Origin of the sequence: Pseudomonas sp. MS19, from assembly GCF_013277615.1 — a bacterium.
GTDB classification, from domain to species: Bacteria; Pseudomonadota; Gammaproteobacteria; order Pseudomonadales; family Pseudomonadaceae; genus Aquipseudomonas; species Aquipseudomonas marincola.
Genome location: NZ_VBTO01000023.1, coordinates 1 through 17,352 on the forward strand (window position 1 = coordinate 1; position 17,352 = coordinate 17,352).

The 17,352-nt window shown below is 55.8% G+C and carries 9 protein-coding genes; all 9 read right to left on the reverse strand.

All coding sequences use genetic code 11. From position 1 onward, the window contains the following. Window positions 1-96 precede the first annotated feature (96 nt). Window positions 97-1,080 (reverse strand): MDR family oxidoreductase, encoded by a 984-nt coding sequence (locus FEZ62_RS19990; RefSeq protein ID WP_172929567.1) that lies wholly within the window; start codon window positions 1,078-1,080, stop codon window positions 97-99. 55 nt (window positions 1,081-1,135) lie between these two features. Continuing rightward, window positions 1,136-1,768, reverse strand: coding sequence for a TetR/AcrR family transcriptional regulator (locus FEZ62_RS19995; RefSeq protein ID WP_172929568.1), 633 nt, complete (start codon window positions 1,766-1,768; stop codon window positions 1,136-1,138). 203 nt (window positions 1,769-1,971) lie between these two features. Continuing rightward, entirely contained in the window at window positions 1,972-3,468 is a 1,497-nt protein-coding gene (locus tag FEZ62_RS20000; RefSeq protein WP_172929569.1) for a CoA-acylating methylmalonate-semialdehyde dehydrogenase, read from the reverse strand. A gap of 63 nt (window positions 3,469-3,531) precedes the next feature. Next, on the reverse strand, window positions 3,532-4,689 hold the full coding sequence (locus tag FEZ62_RS20005; RefSeq protein ID WP_172929570.1) for an iron-containing alcohol dehydrogenase: 1,158 nt from the start codon (window positions 4,687-4,689) through the stop codon (window positions 3,532-3,534). Between the two features lie 113 nt (window positions 4,690-4,802). Continuing rightward, a complete protein-coding gene (locus FEZ62_RS20010; RefSeq protein WP_172929571.1) occupies window positions 4,803-6,449 on the reverse strand; it encodes a BCCT family transporter in 1,647 nt (548 codons plus the stop codon). Between the two features lie 263 nt (window positions 6,450-6,712). Continuing rightward, a complete protein-coding gene (locus tag FEZ62_RS20015) occupies window positions 6,713-9,208 on the reverse strand; it encodes a CoA transferase (RefSeq protein WP_172929572.1) in 2,496 nt (831 codons plus the stop codon). Between the two features lie 337 nt (window positions 9,209-9,545). Then, window positions 9,546-10,445, reverse strand: coding sequence for a transcriptional regulator GcvA (gcvA, locus tag FEZ62_RS20020; RefSeq protein ID WP_172929573.1), 900 nt, complete (start codon window positions 10,443-10,445; stop codon window positions 9,546-9,548). 805 nt (window positions 10,446-11,250) lie between these two features. Further along, window positions 11,251-13,920 (reverse strand): hypothetical protein, encoded by a 2,670-nt coding sequence (locus tag FEZ62_RS20025; protein WP_172929574.1) that lies wholly within the window; start codon window positions 13,918-13,920, stop codon window positions 11,251-11,253. Next, a complete protein-coding gene (locus FEZ62_RS20805) occupies window positions 13,917-16,550 on the reverse strand; it encodes a hypothetical protein (RefSeq protein ID WP_242455006.1) in 2,634 nt (877 codons plus the stop codon). The genes FEZ62_RS20025 and FEZ62_RS20805 overlap by 4 nt, the downstream gene beginning before the upstream one ends. Window positions 16,551-17,352: the final 802 nt, after the last annotated feature.

Here is a 17,352-nt window from a genome sequence, read left to right on the forward strand (position 1 = left end):
GTTTTTACACACTCTGGGCCAAAAGCAGCCCCTCATGTGTGTCTACATAATTAAGCCGATTCACTCCGCGTCAGCCTACTGGTGAATTTCCGGTGCTTACTTATTCACGTCCACGACCACACGGCCCCGGATCTTACCGTTGAGCAATTCTTGGGCAACCAATATGGCCTCACTCAGACCGACCTCCTGGGTAATTTCATCCAGCTGTGCCATATCTAGACCGCTGCAAAGACGATCCCAGGCTTCGACCCGTTCTTTACAAGAGCGGGTGACGCTATTGATTCCAAGTAGGCTGATGCCGCGAAGGATGAATGGCGCTACCGTCGCAGGGAAGTCCATGCCTTGAGCCAAGCCGCACGCAGCAACTAAACCATCTGCGCGAATACCGGCACACACGTTGGCCAGTGTATGACTACCGACGGAGTCAATCGCTGCTGCCCAGCGCTCTTTGGCCAGGGCACGCCCGGGGTTGGACAGCTCAGCACGATCGATGATGGTACTCGCGCCCAGCCGCTTGAGGTAGTCCGCTTCCGCCAAACGTCCGGTCGCTGCAACAACGGTGTAGCCTTTGCGTGCCAGCAAGGCGATCGCGAAACTGCCAACGCCGCCATTGGCACCTGTCACCAGCACTTCGCCGCTCTGCGGCGTAAGGCCATGACGCTCCAGCGCGATCAGGCAGAGCATCGCGGTATAACCGGCAGTGCCGATTGCCATCGCCTGACGCTCGCTCAAACCTTCAGGCAAGGGAATCAACCAGTCACCATTCAATCTAGCTTTCTGCGCCAGACCACCCCAATGCCCTTCTCCGACGCCCCAGCCGTTGAGTAGCACCCGATCACCGGCTTTGTATGCCGAGTGGTTGCTGGACTCAACGGTGCCGGCAAAATCAATGCCGGGAACCATTGGAAAACGACGCACCACCGGGCTACTGCCGGTGATAGCCAGCCCATCCTTATAGTTCAGCGTGCTATAGGCCACACGGACGGTGACATCGCCTTCCGGTAGCTGCGCATCATCCAGCTCAGCCACATTTGCTTGGTAAACATCTGCGTCTTTATCAACAAGAATTGCCTTAAACATTGCTATCTCCAATTTAGACCGATCGTCTATAAAAAAACCGAAAAAAAGCAGGGGATCACCGTGTAACACCTGCAATAAAACCATCCGTGAATACATCCAGTGGCCGCACGTTTTGCACCAGCCTGGCACGCAACACGGCGCCCTCCCAGCCGATCCAGAAAAACGCGGAGAGTGCGTCGCAGTCACTCTCTACGCCTATCTGACCCTGCTTGACCGCATCCTGCAGGCAGGCAGTTAGGCGCGCCTGCCAGTCGAGCAGTACGCCTTCCAGTTCATTGCGAAAACTCTCCGGTAGTACGACGACTTCCTGACCAAGATTGCCAACCAGACAGCCGCGACGGAACTGGTGTTTAGTCATGCCTGACTTGGCGTCCTCGACAAAATTTCGCAGCCGTTGGAGAGGAAGCTCTGCTTCATTCAGCAACCAGCGATCCAGTTTGCGGGCAAAGTAATCGGCATAACGACGCAACACCGCCTGTCCGAAGGCTTCCTTACTGTCAAAGTAGTGATAGAACGAGCCTTTGGGCACACTGACCCGCTTGAGGACAGTGTCGATGCCGGTGGCAGCAAAACCTTGCTCGGTCAGTACTTCCATGCCACAACGAAGCAACACATCGAGTGTTTCAGTGTGCTCACGGGCAACTTTTGGCGGGCGGCCGCGACGGACCTGTGGCTTAGAAATAGTCATGCCGACATATTAGACCGATCGTATTTAATTACAACAAAAAAACGATCAAGACCATTTCCAGCCCGGTCTTAACGTTATCGGTTTGGCATGTGTCACAAGTGAGCGTAAAGAAGACGGTGCAGTAGTTAAGCGATTTCCAGTCTGCCGTACCTCCAGACACAGGAGGTACGGCAGAGTATTCGTTAAACGTCAGCAGTGCCTCTTCACTTCATGGTCGGCATGGAGAACTCAACACCTTCACGCACACCCGCTGATGGCCAGCGCTGGGTGACAGTCTTACGCTTGGTGTAAAAGCGCACGGCGTCAGGGCCGTAGGCATGCAGGTCACCGAACAGCGAACGCTTCCAACCGCCGAAGCTGTGGTAGGCCACGGGCACCGGCAGTGGCACGTTAATACCGACCATGCCGACCTTGATGTTGTCAGAGAAGTAACGTGCCGCCTCACCATCGCGAGTGAAGATGCAGGTGCCGTTGCCATATTCGTGGGCATCGATCAGGTCCATGGCCTCTTGCATGCTGTTGACCCGCACGACTTGCAGCACAGGGCCGAAAATCTCTTCCTTGTAGCTGACCATCTCCGGGCTGACGTTATCGATCAGCGTGCCGCCGACGAAGAAGCCGTTCTCAAAACCAGCCACCTTGGGGTTGCGGCCGTCGACCACGATCGTGGCACCCTGCTCTTCGGCGCTGTTGATATAGCCCACAACCTTCTGCTGGTGTGCCTTGGTGATCACTGGGCCGAAGTCGTTGCTCTTCTCTGAATAGGCACCGACCTTGAGGGATTGCATCGCGGCCTGCATCTTCTCGACCAGCGCATCGGCAGCCGCATCGCCTACTGCGACGGCGACCGAGAGGGCCATGCAGCGCTCACCGGAGGAGCCGAACGCCGCGCCGAGCAGTTGGTTCACGGCGTTATCCATATCGGCGTCGGGCATCACGATGGCGTGGTTCTTCGCACCACCCAAGGCCTGGCAACGCTTGCCATTGGCATTGGCGGTTTTGTAGATGTACTCAGCAATAGGGGTCGAACCGACAAAGCTGACCGCCATGACGCGCTCATCGTTGAGCAAGGTGTCCACCGCTACTTTGTCGCCGTTAACCACGTTCATCACGCCATTAGGCAGACCCGCCTCCTGCAACAGTTGGGCAATGAACAGAGTCGAGCTAGGGTCACGCTCGGACGGCTTGAGGATGAAGCAGTTGCCGCAGACGATGGCCATCGGGAACATCCACAGCGGCACCATCGCCGGGAAGTTGAACGGGGTGATACCCGCCACCACACCCAAGGGCTGAAACTCGCTCCACGAATCGATATTGGGGCCGACGTTTTTACTGTGTTCGCCTTTGAGCAACTCAGGCGCACCGCACGCATATTCGACGTTCTCGATGCCGCGCTGCAGCTCACCCAGAGCATCGTGGGAAATCTTACCGTGCTCCTCACCGATCATTTGTGCGATGCGATCGGCGTTCTGTTCGAGCAATTCCTTGAAACGGAACATCACTCGCGCACGTTTGATCGGCGGCGTTTTGCTCCACGCCGGGAACGCAGCCTCGGCGGCTGCAATCGCCTGCTCGACGGTGGCCTTGGATGCGAGGGCGACTTGTTTATCGGCTTCGCCGGTGGATGGGTTGAATACGTCCTGAAGGCGCTCGGCATCGGTAATGAGCTGACCGTTAATGAGGTGACCTACGATATTCATATACTTACTCCTGATGTGTTGATAGCACGGCGATGGGCCGCGAAAGGCTTAGGGGAAAATCGGTTACCAGAGGTTGCGGTAGATTTCGACCATCTGCTCCACCGTGGGAACGCGTGGATTGTTGCCCGGTGAGCCGGACGCCAGTGCTTGCTGCGCCATGGTTGGCATTAGCTCGAAGAAACGCGCACGGTCGATGCCGAATTGTTCTGGCGTCGGCACTTGTAGCTCGTCATTGAGTGCCTGCAATTCGGCCAGCAACTTGGCGTTGGCGGCATCGGTGCTGTCTTGCGTAGTGGCGATGCCCATGGCGCGCGCGCAGTCGGCGTAACGCTCGGCGGCGGAAGGAATCGAGAACGCCGTCACGCTGGGTAGCAACATTGCGTTGGACAGCCCGTGGGGCACATGGAAGAACGCACCGATAGGGCGACTCATGCCATGCACGAGAGCTACCGAAGCGCTGGAAAAGGCCACGCCGGCGAGGGTCGAGCCGAGCATCAGTGCTTCGCGCGCAACTGTGTCTTGCCCGGAGTGAAAGACGCGTCGCAGGTTTGGCCCGATCAAGCGCATGGCCGCCAAGGCCTGGCTATCGCTGTAGAGATTGGCTTTCTGGCTGACGTAGGCTTCGATGGCGTGGGTCAGTGCATCAATACCGGTGTCGGCGGTAACACGCGCTGGCAGGCTGAGGGTCAGGGTGTAGTCGACCAATGCAGCCACCGGCATAAAGCCGATACCGACGCAGAGCATTTTCTCGTCATTTTTCTCGTCAGTGATGATGGTGAAACGCGTGACCTCAGAACCGGTGCCAGCCGTGGTTGGAACCGCAATGATCGGTAAACCCGCCTCGGTGACGTTGCGCGGAAACTTGTAATCACGCATTTCGCCGCCCAACTTGGCCAGGATGCCGATGGCCTTGGCACTGTCGATCGGGCTACCGCCGCCTAGGGCGATGATGCTGTCGTAGTTGCCGGCACGGGCCTTTGCCACACCGGCCTGGATCGAGTCGACCGTGGGTTCTGGAACGGTATCAGCGAAGACTTCCACCGTCATTCCGCTGGCCGCCAGGGTCTGCTCGATGCGTGCGGCATAACCCAGTTGCACCATCATCTTGTCGGTGATCAGCAATGGACGAGAGCAGCCAAGGCTGGCGAGTACGCTGGGTATGGCGTCGCTGGCGTTAGCGCCAAGTTGCATGATCCGGGGCAAAAGCACTTGATTGGACATATGTACTCCACGATTTCTAGGCATGAGAAAGCCGTTGGGATCCGTTGGGCCGTCCCATGCGTCATCTTTAAAAGGCGGGTACCGTGCAGGCCTTGCGGGTACCCGTTAGGTTATTAGCGCTGTGGATCCAGTGGTGCAGCGGGGTTAGGCGTGGCTCCGAATGGCTGCATGACGGGGCCTTGAGCAGCACCGCCCGACGCGGTCGGTGCGGGGGCATCGACAATCAATACGGGTGAGTCCAGGCGGGTGCCGAAGTCCTGCTTGAGCATGCGTAGCAGCGACCACGCCAGAATCGCCAGGACGGGAATCAGCGGCAGGGCAACAATAATGGTCGAGGTTTGCACCGCCTTGAGTCCGCCGACCTTGATCAGGCCAATGCCGACCAATGCCAGTAGCAATGCCCAGGTAATGCGGATCCAGCGACGTGGTTCCTCATAACCGGACAACTTGTACGACGTGACTGAAGCCAGTACATAGGCCGCCGAGTCCAGGGTCGTCGCCAGGAACACAAAACACAGCAGCACAAAGCCGGCGATGATTACCTCGGCCATCGGCATGGTTTTCATGATCGCCAAAACGGTCGCCGGAATACCTTGCTGGTTGAGAATAGTGCTGACATCCAGCGCTCCGGTCAGCTGCAAGTCCAGGGCATAACCACCCCATACAGCGAAGAACACCCAGCAACCCAGGCTGCCCCAGACCAGTTCGGCGAACACCAACTCACGGATTGTTCGGCCCCGAGAAATACGCGCAACAAACAGCCCCATCATCGGTGCATAGGCGATCCACCACGCCCAGTAGAAAACAGTCCAGTCCTGAGGAAAACTGCCCTTGGCTATTGGATCGGTCCACAGGCTCATGTGAATAAAGTTATTGATCATCAGGCCCACACTGTTGGACCAGCCATTGACGATAAACAGAGTCGGGCCGACCGCCAGCACAAAGACCAGAAGCAGCACGGCTAAATAGACGTTGATGTCACTGAGCAGCTTGATGCCTTTACTTAGACCGAACCACACACTGGCACCGAACATTGCCGTCCACAGGCCGAGAATCAGCATGTCGAAGCCAAACGACGGCTGCAGACCGAACACATCGGAGGCCAGGGTAGATACCAACGGCACAGCCAAGCCCAGCGAGGTGCCAACACCGCCGACGATGCCGAACACCACCACGGTGTCGAGCAGGGTTCCTAGCCAGCCATCAGCCTTGTCACCCAAGACCCCGCGTGCCGCTACCGATAGGCGCACGCCTGGCTGACGACGGACATACATGGAGTAGGCAATCGGAATCGCCGGCAGGCAGTAGAAGGCCCAAGGCGTTAGCCCCCAGTGGAACTGCCCATAGGCCAGTGCCCACTCGGCGGCTTCCTTGCTTTTGGCGGCGATGCCCAGCGGCGGTCCATCAAAGTAGTAGATCGGCTCAACCCACGCCCAGTTGGCGATGGCAATACCGATGCCGCCACAGAAAATCATGGCAATCCAGCTGAAGTAGGAGAACTCGGGAACATCTTCAGCGCGGCCTAGGCGTACGTTGCCGTAGCGACCCAAGGCGAGCCATAGCAGGAAAAGCACAGCACCGAGGCCGCTAAGCAAATACAGCCAGCCGAAATTACCGGTGGCGAAGCCAAATAACTGTTTGATGATCAGGTTCCCAGATTCGGGATACATGACCAGTGGAATGGTGATGCCAAGAATGACTGCAATCGATGGCCAAAAAACCCGTCCATCGAGGGCTGAGCCGTTGTGTATGTTACTCATCGCGATAACTCTCCTCTTGTAGGCTGGCTACGGTGACTTCCGCTGAGCGGTCGCCGGGCCCGTAGTACGCGTATGCGAATTACGGCTTAACCGTGGTTGCACTCGATGCAGGAGCACATGGGGCCAAAGAGGGAGCGGTGGTCGTTGGGCATAACTTTTTTATATTTATTGTTCATGGCAGTTCTCGTTTAGGTCACTACTAGTGAGATAACGCTCCGGCACACCGGGCAGTGGCATTCCAGAGCGCGAGTTGGGTCTCGTGCTTAGCTCGGCAGGTACTCCTCACTCCAGCTTTCGCTGATGCTCTTGCGGGCAATAAGGGTGTCGACTTGCGCTTCGCTGTAGCCAAAATCGCGCAGCACCGTGCGCGTCGAAGCGCCGAATTTTTCCGCCGGTGGCAACGCGCGGATGGGCGCACTGCGTGGGCGGATGGCAAATGGATCAAGCTGGGTGACGCATCGACCGCTCGGGTGATCGGCATACACGCTGAACGAATAGCTGCCGTTCTCCGTGCCCGGTCGACCATCTGCAGGGCGGCTGTAACGTTGACGCAGGTTGTCTAAGTTGTCTGGCACCGCCGCGGCTATACCAGCGGCGTGCAGGCGGCTCTGCCAGGTAGCGGCTGGTGCAGTCAGCAGTGCATGGGTAAGGAAGGCGGCGCGGTCATTCGCCTCGGCGAGACCGGCCAGGCCTTCTACGCCGTCCAGCCGCGCCAGTTCAGCCACGTTGCTGTCCAGGTAGAGCCAGTCCTCTGCGGTACGGTAGAAGCGCGACAAGTCGCTATAGCCGACAGCATCGCGGCCGGATGGCTCATCAAAAGGTGCACGGCCGGCATAATCGAAGCAGAAAGGGATCTGCACCAGGTTGCCTAGCGAGGCCAATGAGGTGCGCGCACGACTGACCTGGCCTGTTACGGCTTTTTGATAGAGCGCGGTAGCAATGCCCAGGGCCGCAGCGAAACCGCACATGACATCAATGGTGCCGACATGAGCATGCTCTTCAGGCGTCTGCATACTGCCGCCGAAGCGCAACATGATGCCGGTAGTCGCCTGGATCAGGTCGTCGTAACCCAGGTAATCCGTACGCGGGCCATGGCGGGGGCCGCCGAAGCAATCCAGCTGGCAGAATATTACCCCTGGGTTCACCGCCTGCAGGCTTGCTTCATCAAGGCCCAGCGGAGCCAGCTGCCGATCGGGGGCGTTCATCACGATGATGTCCACCGAACGCACCAGGGTGTTGAACACCTCACGGCCATCTGCTTGGTTCAAGTCGACCAAGATGCTCTGCTTGCCGCGCGCCGACGACATTCCAAATACCACCGTATTCCAGGGGTCGTAGTTGGGTGTGGCTGGGTCGAGCTTGATCACCTCGGCACCAAAGCGGCCGAGGAATGAAGTGGAGTGCGGGCCGGCGATCACGTTAGTCAGGTCAAGGATGCGTACCCCTTCCAGCCAGCCAGCGACTTTACCTGTGGGGGCAGGCAAAGCCGGTGTTTCACATTCAGCCAGCGTGGCCAGGGCTTCCTGGATAGTGACGGTACGGCGCGCTTGGGGTGCCAGCATCAAATCGGCACTGTCTTCCAGCCACGCGATTGGCCCTGGCTGTTTCATCACCCCGTAGTGCGGGTCGTTGACGTCCACGACTAGGCCAGCCGTGTTGGCGTGCTCATCATACAGCCACTCCTGCGTGGAGCGATGAGGGGTGCCAGGGAACTGACCTTCGCCGAATATTTTTTCCCATTCGGCAGCTGTCTTGGTGAGAAAAACTTCTTTCATCCGCACCGAGATACGCTTGGCCCAGTCTGCAGGTAACGGGTAAACGCCAAGGGACGCATCACCTTCCCACTGCGCCAATGGCAGATAGGGATCTTCGACCTTGGGTAGGCCGGCAGCCAACATCTCTTCATACAGCCCCATGGCCTGCAGGCAGCGCTTGGCATGCGAGCGATGTGACGGGCAAACCGCATAGAACTTGCGGCCATCGGCACATTCATAGGTGCGGTAGAACGGATCGAGATATTCCTGCAGGTCCTCGTAGCTGAGGTTCATCGGCAAGTTCTCGGCACGCCGGCGCTCGATTTCTTTCTCACGCAAGGTCTTGTAGCGCAGCGGATAGCCATCGATCTTGATCGAGTTATAGGACAGCCCTTCCATAACAGCGGCCGCCAGAGGCACTTCAATTTGATCGCCCAGCCCACTGCTTTGCCGTGCTTGCAAGGCAAGTACTACTGCGGATACAGCCAGCATGGTGCCGTAGGAGGATGCCAGGGGCAGCGGCGAGAAACTTGGGTTTATGCCCATCAAGACGCGGTTCTGTCCCATGTCGGTAAACACCCCGGAGGCCGAGGCGATAATCGACTCGAAGGCCCGCCAATCACGGCGCAGCTCGTCGTTGGTGGCGAAGCCTGGAATCGACAGGGTGATCAGCTCGGGGCGCTGCTGGCGCAGTTCGGCAAAGTCCAGGCCGAGACGCTGCATGACAGCGGGGCGGAAATTTTCGATCACGATATCTGCGCTGGCGATCAGTGCCTTGGCGTCTTGCAGACCCTTGGCAGACTTGAGGTCGAGTTGCAGGCAGAGCTTATTCCGGTTCAGTACGGCGTTAGCCGGGCTGTCCCACAGCGGCCCGCTAGGGGGATCGATATGAATGACTGTGGCACCGAGGTCCGCGAGGATCATGGCCACGGCAGGCCCGGCGATGTATTGGCCGAAGTCGATAACCTTGACGCCATGCAGGGGCAGTTGCTTGAGATGTCCCATGATTCACCATCACTCTGTAAGGCTCGCTGCAACGCGAGCTTTTGTTGTTGTTGTGATTAGTCGCCGACATGCCTCGCCGCTGTTTTTCAGCAAAGCTTGGGTGACGATCTGGGGGCTACTTTCGGGAAATTACTGGAAGGGGAAAAGCAATAAAAAAAAGCCCTAAGGGGCTGTTTTATTTATGGCTGAAAAGAATCGCTTATATGTGACGAGCGCTTTTCGGAGGCCGCGCCGCCTTGCGCTACCCCGCCTACTGGGCTGTCAGAAAGGCTCGTGAATAGGACGAAGGGCGGCTGGGCAGGAACTGTAATGGCTTGCTATAACATCTGCTGGAGTATCAGGTATCGAGGTTTGCAGCCTGTGCTTCTGCCGTTAGCCAGGCGATGAATGCGGCGGCCTGCGGGTTTGCCAGGCTGTGGGGGGAGTACACCAAGTAAAAGGCCTCCAAGGTCTTGAAGCGCTGTTCGAAAGGCGCAATCAACGTGCCGTCCTTAAGCATCTGCCCAACCAAAGACGAGCGAGCGAGCGCAACGCCCTGCCCAAGTTCAGCCATCCTGAGTGCCGAAATTAGCGTGTCGAACTGCAACCCTTGGGATGAGTCCACCTGTTCTGCACCGGCTTTTTTCAGCCAGTATCCCCAGCCTTCCTCATAGCCCAGAACATGTAGAAGCTCGTGGCGGGCAAGATCTTTGGGGGCATTCAGCGGTTGTTGCTCAGTCCCCAGTGTCGGTGAGCACACCGGGACCAGCGTATCCCACGTCAAGCGATCGGCTTTCAGTCCGGGCCATTTGCCCTGGCCGTGACGGATTTCCATATCCGCTTCAACGTCCACATCTTCCACCCAGATATTACTGGTGATGTGTAAGTTGATCCCCGGATGCAGCTTGCGAAAGTCCGGCAGGCGAACCGCCAACCAGTGCATGAAGAACACTAGGTTGACTCGCACAGTCAGTACTTTGTGGTGCCCCTGACCGAAGATTTCATCAGTGGCGGCCGCCAGTCGTTCGACCGCCTCATGCACCGCCGGCAGAAAAGCCTGACCGGCCTCACTGAGTTCAAGGCCTCTAGGCAGCCTCTTGAACAGCACTGCCCCAAGCTTGGTTTCGAGCCCCTTGACCTGCTGACTCACGGCCGCTTGAGTCAAGTTCAACTCCTGCGCCGCATGGGTAAAGTTAAGGTGCCGGGCTGCACACTCGAATGCCCGCAACCAATTGAGCGGAGGCAAGCTTTTTTTCATCTTGGAAGTCTCTAGGCACTACGCAGCCAGTCGGGGCGCATGGGCTGGATGATGGGTGTTTGCTCACGTTAAGAGTAACCGCCGACTGCTTGCTCGGAATAGAGTACGGGAGCGATCCTGATTTTATACTTAACACCACCGGCTGCTTTTGGCCGACTCTTGCCCGTCGTCACTGGACAATTGTTGCCCTCCATGTAACCGTTGCGGGCTCGCCAACTAGGACGCTATCGCAGATCATTGCAAAAGCAAATGGCTAACTCGCAATGGTTTGATTGGGCGATCAAATACGATACATATACATATTCCAAGCTGGAGCCGAGTCATGAGTAGAAAGGCCCCAGCGTTGCACCATGCAATCAGGCCCGAAAATGCCAGTCGATGGAAGTCATTAGCATCAGGTAGCGCAGAGCTGCGCCGGAGTGATGGTTCTGCTCCTGCGCTGTGAGCTCTATGCCTGGTAAACGCAGTGTCACTCGAATGCCCAAGTGGCTGTTCTGGGTGCTTCGATTCTCTGGAACTTGCTCAATGAACTTCAGACGAGGTTTCCCCAGAACCGTTCGCCAACGGCTTTTGGTTTGCCTGGGCGTGCGCGTGTCGTAAATGATGAACTCAGTGTCAACTGAAGGGATGCCCAGCTCAGATAGAAGCCATAGATACTCACGGGCACTCTTATCATCCCTGCCGGTGTAAAAGCGCAGCGTCGTCTCGCTTGACCAGCAACGCTCCACAAAATCATCTAGCACTCGGCCAGCTTTAGCTTTATACCGACTGCTTAGCAAGCCATAAAGCCGATTCGAATAGACCGCTATCCCAGCCAGCCCCCGTGTTTGGGCGGTCTTGGAACAAGCCCAATTCTATAATTTGAGTCAGAGGTCACAGGGCGCTGCAAGCGATGCGTCCCGAGGTGGCTGATGTATCTTGCCCGCTCCAGCATGGCCGATCGATCAGCCTCGGTAAACGCAACCCAATCCATGTTGACCGACTGCCCCGATGACTCCGAGTAAGCCTCGTAGGCGAGCATGGATGAGATTTCATTTAATCTCGTCAGCGCCCACCCACTCTCATTCTTCTGAGGGGAAATAAGTGGCCGCCTAGCTTTAACTTTGTTATTGCGCCTGTAGAACTTCAGGCGGCCGATGATTCGCTGCATGTGCCTAATTTCTGCATGCATGCCTGGCGCAGGTGGGTCGTCCGGCTTATTTGGCAGGCTAACCTGTGCAATTTTCGCGATGACATGAGCAGACGGCCAAAATTCTGGATTCCACTGCCAGCACAATGCTGATAACCATGGCATGCAATGAACATAGTGCAGCAACGAAGTTTTGGGGCTCGCATGCCCGAGCACCGCGCTGGTTATATGGATCACCCGTCGGGTGGCGGCCTCCTGAGAGTGAAGAAATTCGCGGTTTAGCCGTTCTGTGTCCAGCAGCCATTTCATGGTTTTCGTATGCTCACCGAACAGCAATCCAGCCTCCTGACTAACACCAAATACTGACGCAGCTAACTTGAACGTCAGCCACGTCGCAGCGGAATGTCTCAAGTGGTGATAGTGCATATCGCTGCAACCAGTCACTTGGCGTAGGGCATCATGAATAGCCGGCATCAATGCTGACTCAGAAACCCATCGAGTCTGGAACTCGGGGATACAGAACAGGAATTCCGAATATGGACTCTTTAGCTCTTCGTCATCGCGTAGCTTGGCCAGACGCTCAATTAGCTGCAACTCATCTGGCTCAAGCAATACGTGAACTGGCAGGGTCCGTGTCGAGTTACGTGATTTTAACGAGCGCTGAGCGTGTGGTCGGATATGCAGGTTGATCGGTAGCTCAAGGGCAGTTAGTTGGTCAGGCGACAGCCGCTTGAGGTTCTGATGTCGACGCTTTACTGCAGCGGCTCGCGCATCAGGCAGCGAACACAATTGCAGGTCTCGACGCAGCAATTTCAGCGCCTCATTGCGGCGCAATCCCAGTCGAAACCCGAAGATCATCATGGCTTGGGCCACGATAGCGAGACGTGGTGAGCGCTGGCTCAATGGCCCTGTAGCCAAATCTCGCAGCGCTAGGCGATATTGCTCTTCACTGACTATCTGGGCATCGACGAACTGAGGTGTTTTCCCAATGCCCAGCAAGCTATAGGGGCTGATTGGAGGATACGAAAAAGTTTTCTGCAGGTGGCCGTGAAACTCCAACAATCCCTTGGCGAGATTCCTCCTCATAGACGAGGTGGGCTGCGCTTCCAGCATCAGCTCATAGAGCTCCTCGAGCGCATCTGGCGAAACATCCAAGACCGAATCAGCAGAGAGCAGATTGTCCAAGCCAACACCGACATCCCGAACATAGTTAGCAACTGTTTTGGGCTGTAACGTGTTGCCGTAAAACGAGCGGCCGTGAAGCAGGATCGCCGCCCAGCCACTGATCAAGGCTTCAAGCGTCTGAGGTCGAGGTACATTCTCTACTGCTGAAACTTGCTGTTTGCGGATCCTTCGGCACAACACCGTCAACCACTCGGGGACATTTTGCTGGGCTCTGCGAAATCGGTGCTTTTTCCGTTTCTGTTTCTGTTTCTCTTCGCTTCTTGGTGCTGGCGCATTCCCGCTCAAATGCTGCCATGAGTCCGACAAGACAGAATGCGACACAAAGTTGGATCTTGTAGCGTAATTTATTAGCAGCTGTGGTAACCGTGTTTGACGCTCGATACGCAGTAACTCGAACGCACGCTCTAGAGAGGCTGGCTGGTTGTCAGGACAAATTTCTCCTGCGACCAAGGCCGCTTGAATACATTTTAATTTTCCGTCCTTTCGAGTCAGGTAAGACTGGTTATCGGCTAGATCTGCAGTACAGCGCGACAGAAGCGACAGCGTTATCGGGTCTGGAAACCACTGCCGGTTCTCAGCCTCAGGTTGACCTCGGATTGAGAGCCGTAGCCGAAACTCTGGTATTCCGGATATCCAAATGACCTGCCCTAGGTCAAGCTGAGTCAGCGCGGTCAGCTGGGGAATGTCCATCAGAGCGCCGTAATAGGCAGCACTAAGAAGAAGCAGCCCAATCCGCGTATGGGGTGTGAGTTGTTCTAGATCACGCCTAATGGCGCGCGCCATCGAATCAACCATGTCCTGACTAGCCGACAAATTCTCTGAGTTGTATAGGTCTGGATTAATCGGATTTGGGCGGCGCTGCGTTTCGATTGCTATCGGAGCCAGAGGTAAGCTCAGATTAAAACTCTGCGCCCGACGCGTCACTTCTACCAGCGTGTTGCGTAATGTTGAGTCTTCGAGCTGACTACCGAGATTCTGCATTTCCTTGATGGGAAAGCTACACAGAGAACGTAGTCCGCAGAGCCATTCGCCGATACTGTTACCGGAGTCTTTGCAGCGCTCCTGGAGTGTCACAAGATATCCGCTTTTCCACTCTGGATCATGCTTATCCGGGCTCCAGATAACAGACAGCATTTCATCCGAAAGTCGTGACCTATTCATGCATCAGCCTCCGCAACCAGGTGGCTGTTGCGAACCGTCCAGCCTAGCTCCCGCATGAGTGGCAACAAGTGGGTATGAAGGCCTTGGACATAGGTACGCGGGCAAAAACTCGAGTAGATATCTTGTGGTTCTTCGCCACTTAGCCAATGGCCCATCAGAGCCGACAGTGTCTCAGGCGGACATCCGCGCTCGGCGAGCTCAGTTCTCAAGAATTTACGGAATCCATTCACTGGATGAGGTTTGAAACCCTCAACCTGGCGCATTACAGCTTTGATATGGAGCGGCCGGATTTCCTCGTAGCAAAGACAACCATCATCGGTTTGACGCAGGAAAAATCCGTGAGTAGGAGTCGGGGCATGTAAGTCGAATTGTGCGGTAATTGCCCTGCAGTGAGCCTTATAGGCTTTTAACTGTCGTTTTAGTTGGTCAGTCAACGCTACCAGGCGACTCATATGCCCATCATCTGAGCCTTTGTCCCCCAGCGTGCCGTGCCCCCAAAGCGATATAAATTCGTCTTCATGCTTCAACGGGTCGCGAATAGCTCGACATCCTGTCGCCATAAAGAACATTTGAACCGTCCACAGCGAAAAGCTGTTATGCCAATGAACAAGCTGCTGGCGACTTTTTCGAGGGCGTTTACGCAGCACTGCCAGCAACGCATCAAGATTAGCTTTAACTGTATCCAGCCTAAGGCAGTTTCGGGCACCAACAGCCACCTCAGGAACAGGGGGAATCGATACACTAGGGGCCTCCAATCCCACTGAGGCATAAACCGCAGCCAACACTCGCTGTACTGATTGGCAATACAGGCGTCGCAGATAGTTAATGCTGTACTGGCTGTAATACAGCGGTGTGTTTGCCGAAAGACAGGGCATCCCAGATAGCATGGTGGCTGCAACCACATCGTGAGAGTCTGCGATGATTTGGCGATGAAGATAGGAGCGCACTTTGTGCATCGTGTAGCGAGGATCTTCGCCTCCAAGCTCGCCCAATAAGTTTCGGATTTCACGCTCGACGTCTTTGATCTTCCAGGTGATGACGGGAGAGCCATTCACCGGCGACAAGTCCCGGATTGACATAACAAGCGCTGCCGCCCCAACCATGTCCGGTACCGAGATTGTTGGCTGAGACGCTCGAACGGCATCTCGAGGCAGGAGCTCTTCTGCTGCATAGTCCGGTGTCGGTGCAAAAAATCTGAACTCCGCCGGCCCTGCCTCATCAGCCAGAACCAACTCCAGCACCGAGTTCGGGCGAGCATTGCGCTCGGCTATCCGTAGTTTTTTGCAGTCCTCGAGTGAGCGACCGAACCAGAGCATGAGATGAAGTACCAGCAGTGCCTCCAAGCGCCTCCGTATCTGTGTCTGCTCCTGGCCAGGAGAATTACGAATTCGTTCTCGACAGAATAGAAATTCATCAGTGACACCAAACAGTAGGTTTGCTAGTTCATACTGCGTGAGCAGGTTGTAGCCAAAAGGCAAAAACTGCCTACTGCGAGCAATATGAGCAAGCATGCCCTCATGGCTGAGCAATTCAGCTACATATGGCCTGATCTCGCCTCTTGTATCGATCAAACATATTTCACGCGCCGCGGTTATTTCGCCCGGCGGCAGTGCTTCATCTAAATCATCGTCTAGCGGTTGGGACGCCACGAAACTTATATATCCAGGGAGCAAATCTGGGTCGTCTGGATCATCAAGCGGGAACTCGCTAGCACCTTGGCTAATTAGTACACCTAGGCCTGCGCTTTTTGAACCGCCATTGTGATGATGACCGCCACCGCCGTGACGTTCAGGCGGCTTCTCACCACCGAAATAGCGGGCGAGACGAACGATCGATCTGAAGTACTCTGCGAGATAATTAGTTGAATTGCCGGCGTCGAATTGACGGCAGCCCTGAGCAAACACAGCAGAACTGGACCATATATTTAGTTCACTTGGTATAGACAGTATCTGCTGTCTGCAAAGCGCTCGGAGTTTCAGATACGCGGTGTATCTCTGATCTTTAAGGTCCAAGCCATCAGCCCTTTGCTGATAGGCCACGAGCAGTTGCCCAATAAGGCGGTAGTAATCTTGCTCGCATTCTGAATCAGCAGGTTCATGCCAAAGCGTTGCGTATGGGAGCGGGTATTTCTTTACACCCTTATGGATAACTGGATTACGTTTACGCCGCATATCCCCTAGGTAAAACATGGGGCCTAAACTAACAATAAAATCAGGATTGTTTCGGATTGAAACAACCCAACAGCACTCGTCCCGCCAGGCTCTGAGATCGCACGCGCCTAGGTTGAGCACTGGCGGTATGTCCATGGCATCAAGCGTATTTAATAGCCCTTGCATGACCCTAGGTAGATCTATCAACAACGGCGGAGGATCTAAAAAATTTAAAACTTCCTCAAGGACATCTGTATCCCGCCCTACGTCAGATGCTAGTGCATGTAACTTTTCACGCGGGGTTGCTGTGCTAATGTCAGTCAGTAGCTCAAAAGCCTTCTTGCCGGGGTTAGGTGTGTCTAGCATTACTTTCTCCGTCGATAGTTTTCCTATCAACAGTGCAAACCACCCCCCCAAAAAACGCTGATTTTTAATTTTTATTGTGAGCTTCAGGGAAAAATACCAATAGATATCCCGCATGCGGGACTAATAGCCTGTTGCCACGTCCAGCTTTATCAAGAGAAAGGACTCATCAACGCATCAGGACACAGCTACGCCTAGCCAGCACTACTTGGAGTCTCAGCTTGTCTGCAACCACTGTGTAGGGTGGTGGGTTTGCTGCGCCCAATCTACGAATTAACCTTGCCAAACACTGTGCGAGAGCTGTGGAATGAAAATAAAGTTTCATCCTTAAAAGGGGCCCCTGACTCGGTGAGGCTACCCGGCCATACCCTGTCCCAGCCCGAGCAAAAGGCGGCGGCGCTGGTCTGGCGGACATCACAGTGGCGATTTCTGGCCTCCTGATTGGATGAAGCTTTATTTTCATATCTTTTACGCATGCGACCCGCTTGGCCCCTGCTTAATGCGCATTAGGATGAAACTTTAACGGCGGTTCGAGGCCTGTGACTCTCCGCGAGCCCAGCAAATCTGTACGGTTTAGGATGAAACGTTATTTTCTTCCCACAGTTGCGCCCTATCGGCGCGGTGACGGCGATGTAGGTTTGTTGCGCCCTAACTGCGCGGGGCTGGGGTTGTAGGTTTGTTGCGCCCTATCGGCGCGGTGCCGGTGTTGCAGGTTTGTTGCGCCCAACCGGTGCGGGGCTGGGGTTGTAGGTTTGTTGCGCCCTATCGGCCTGGCGCCGGTGTTGTAGGTTTGCTGCGCCCAATCGGCGCGATGCCGGTGTTGTAGGTTTGCTGCGCCCTAACTGCGCGGGGCTGGGGTTGTAGGTTTGTTGCGCCCTATCGGCGCGGTGCCGGTGTTGCAGGTTTGCTGCGCCCTAAC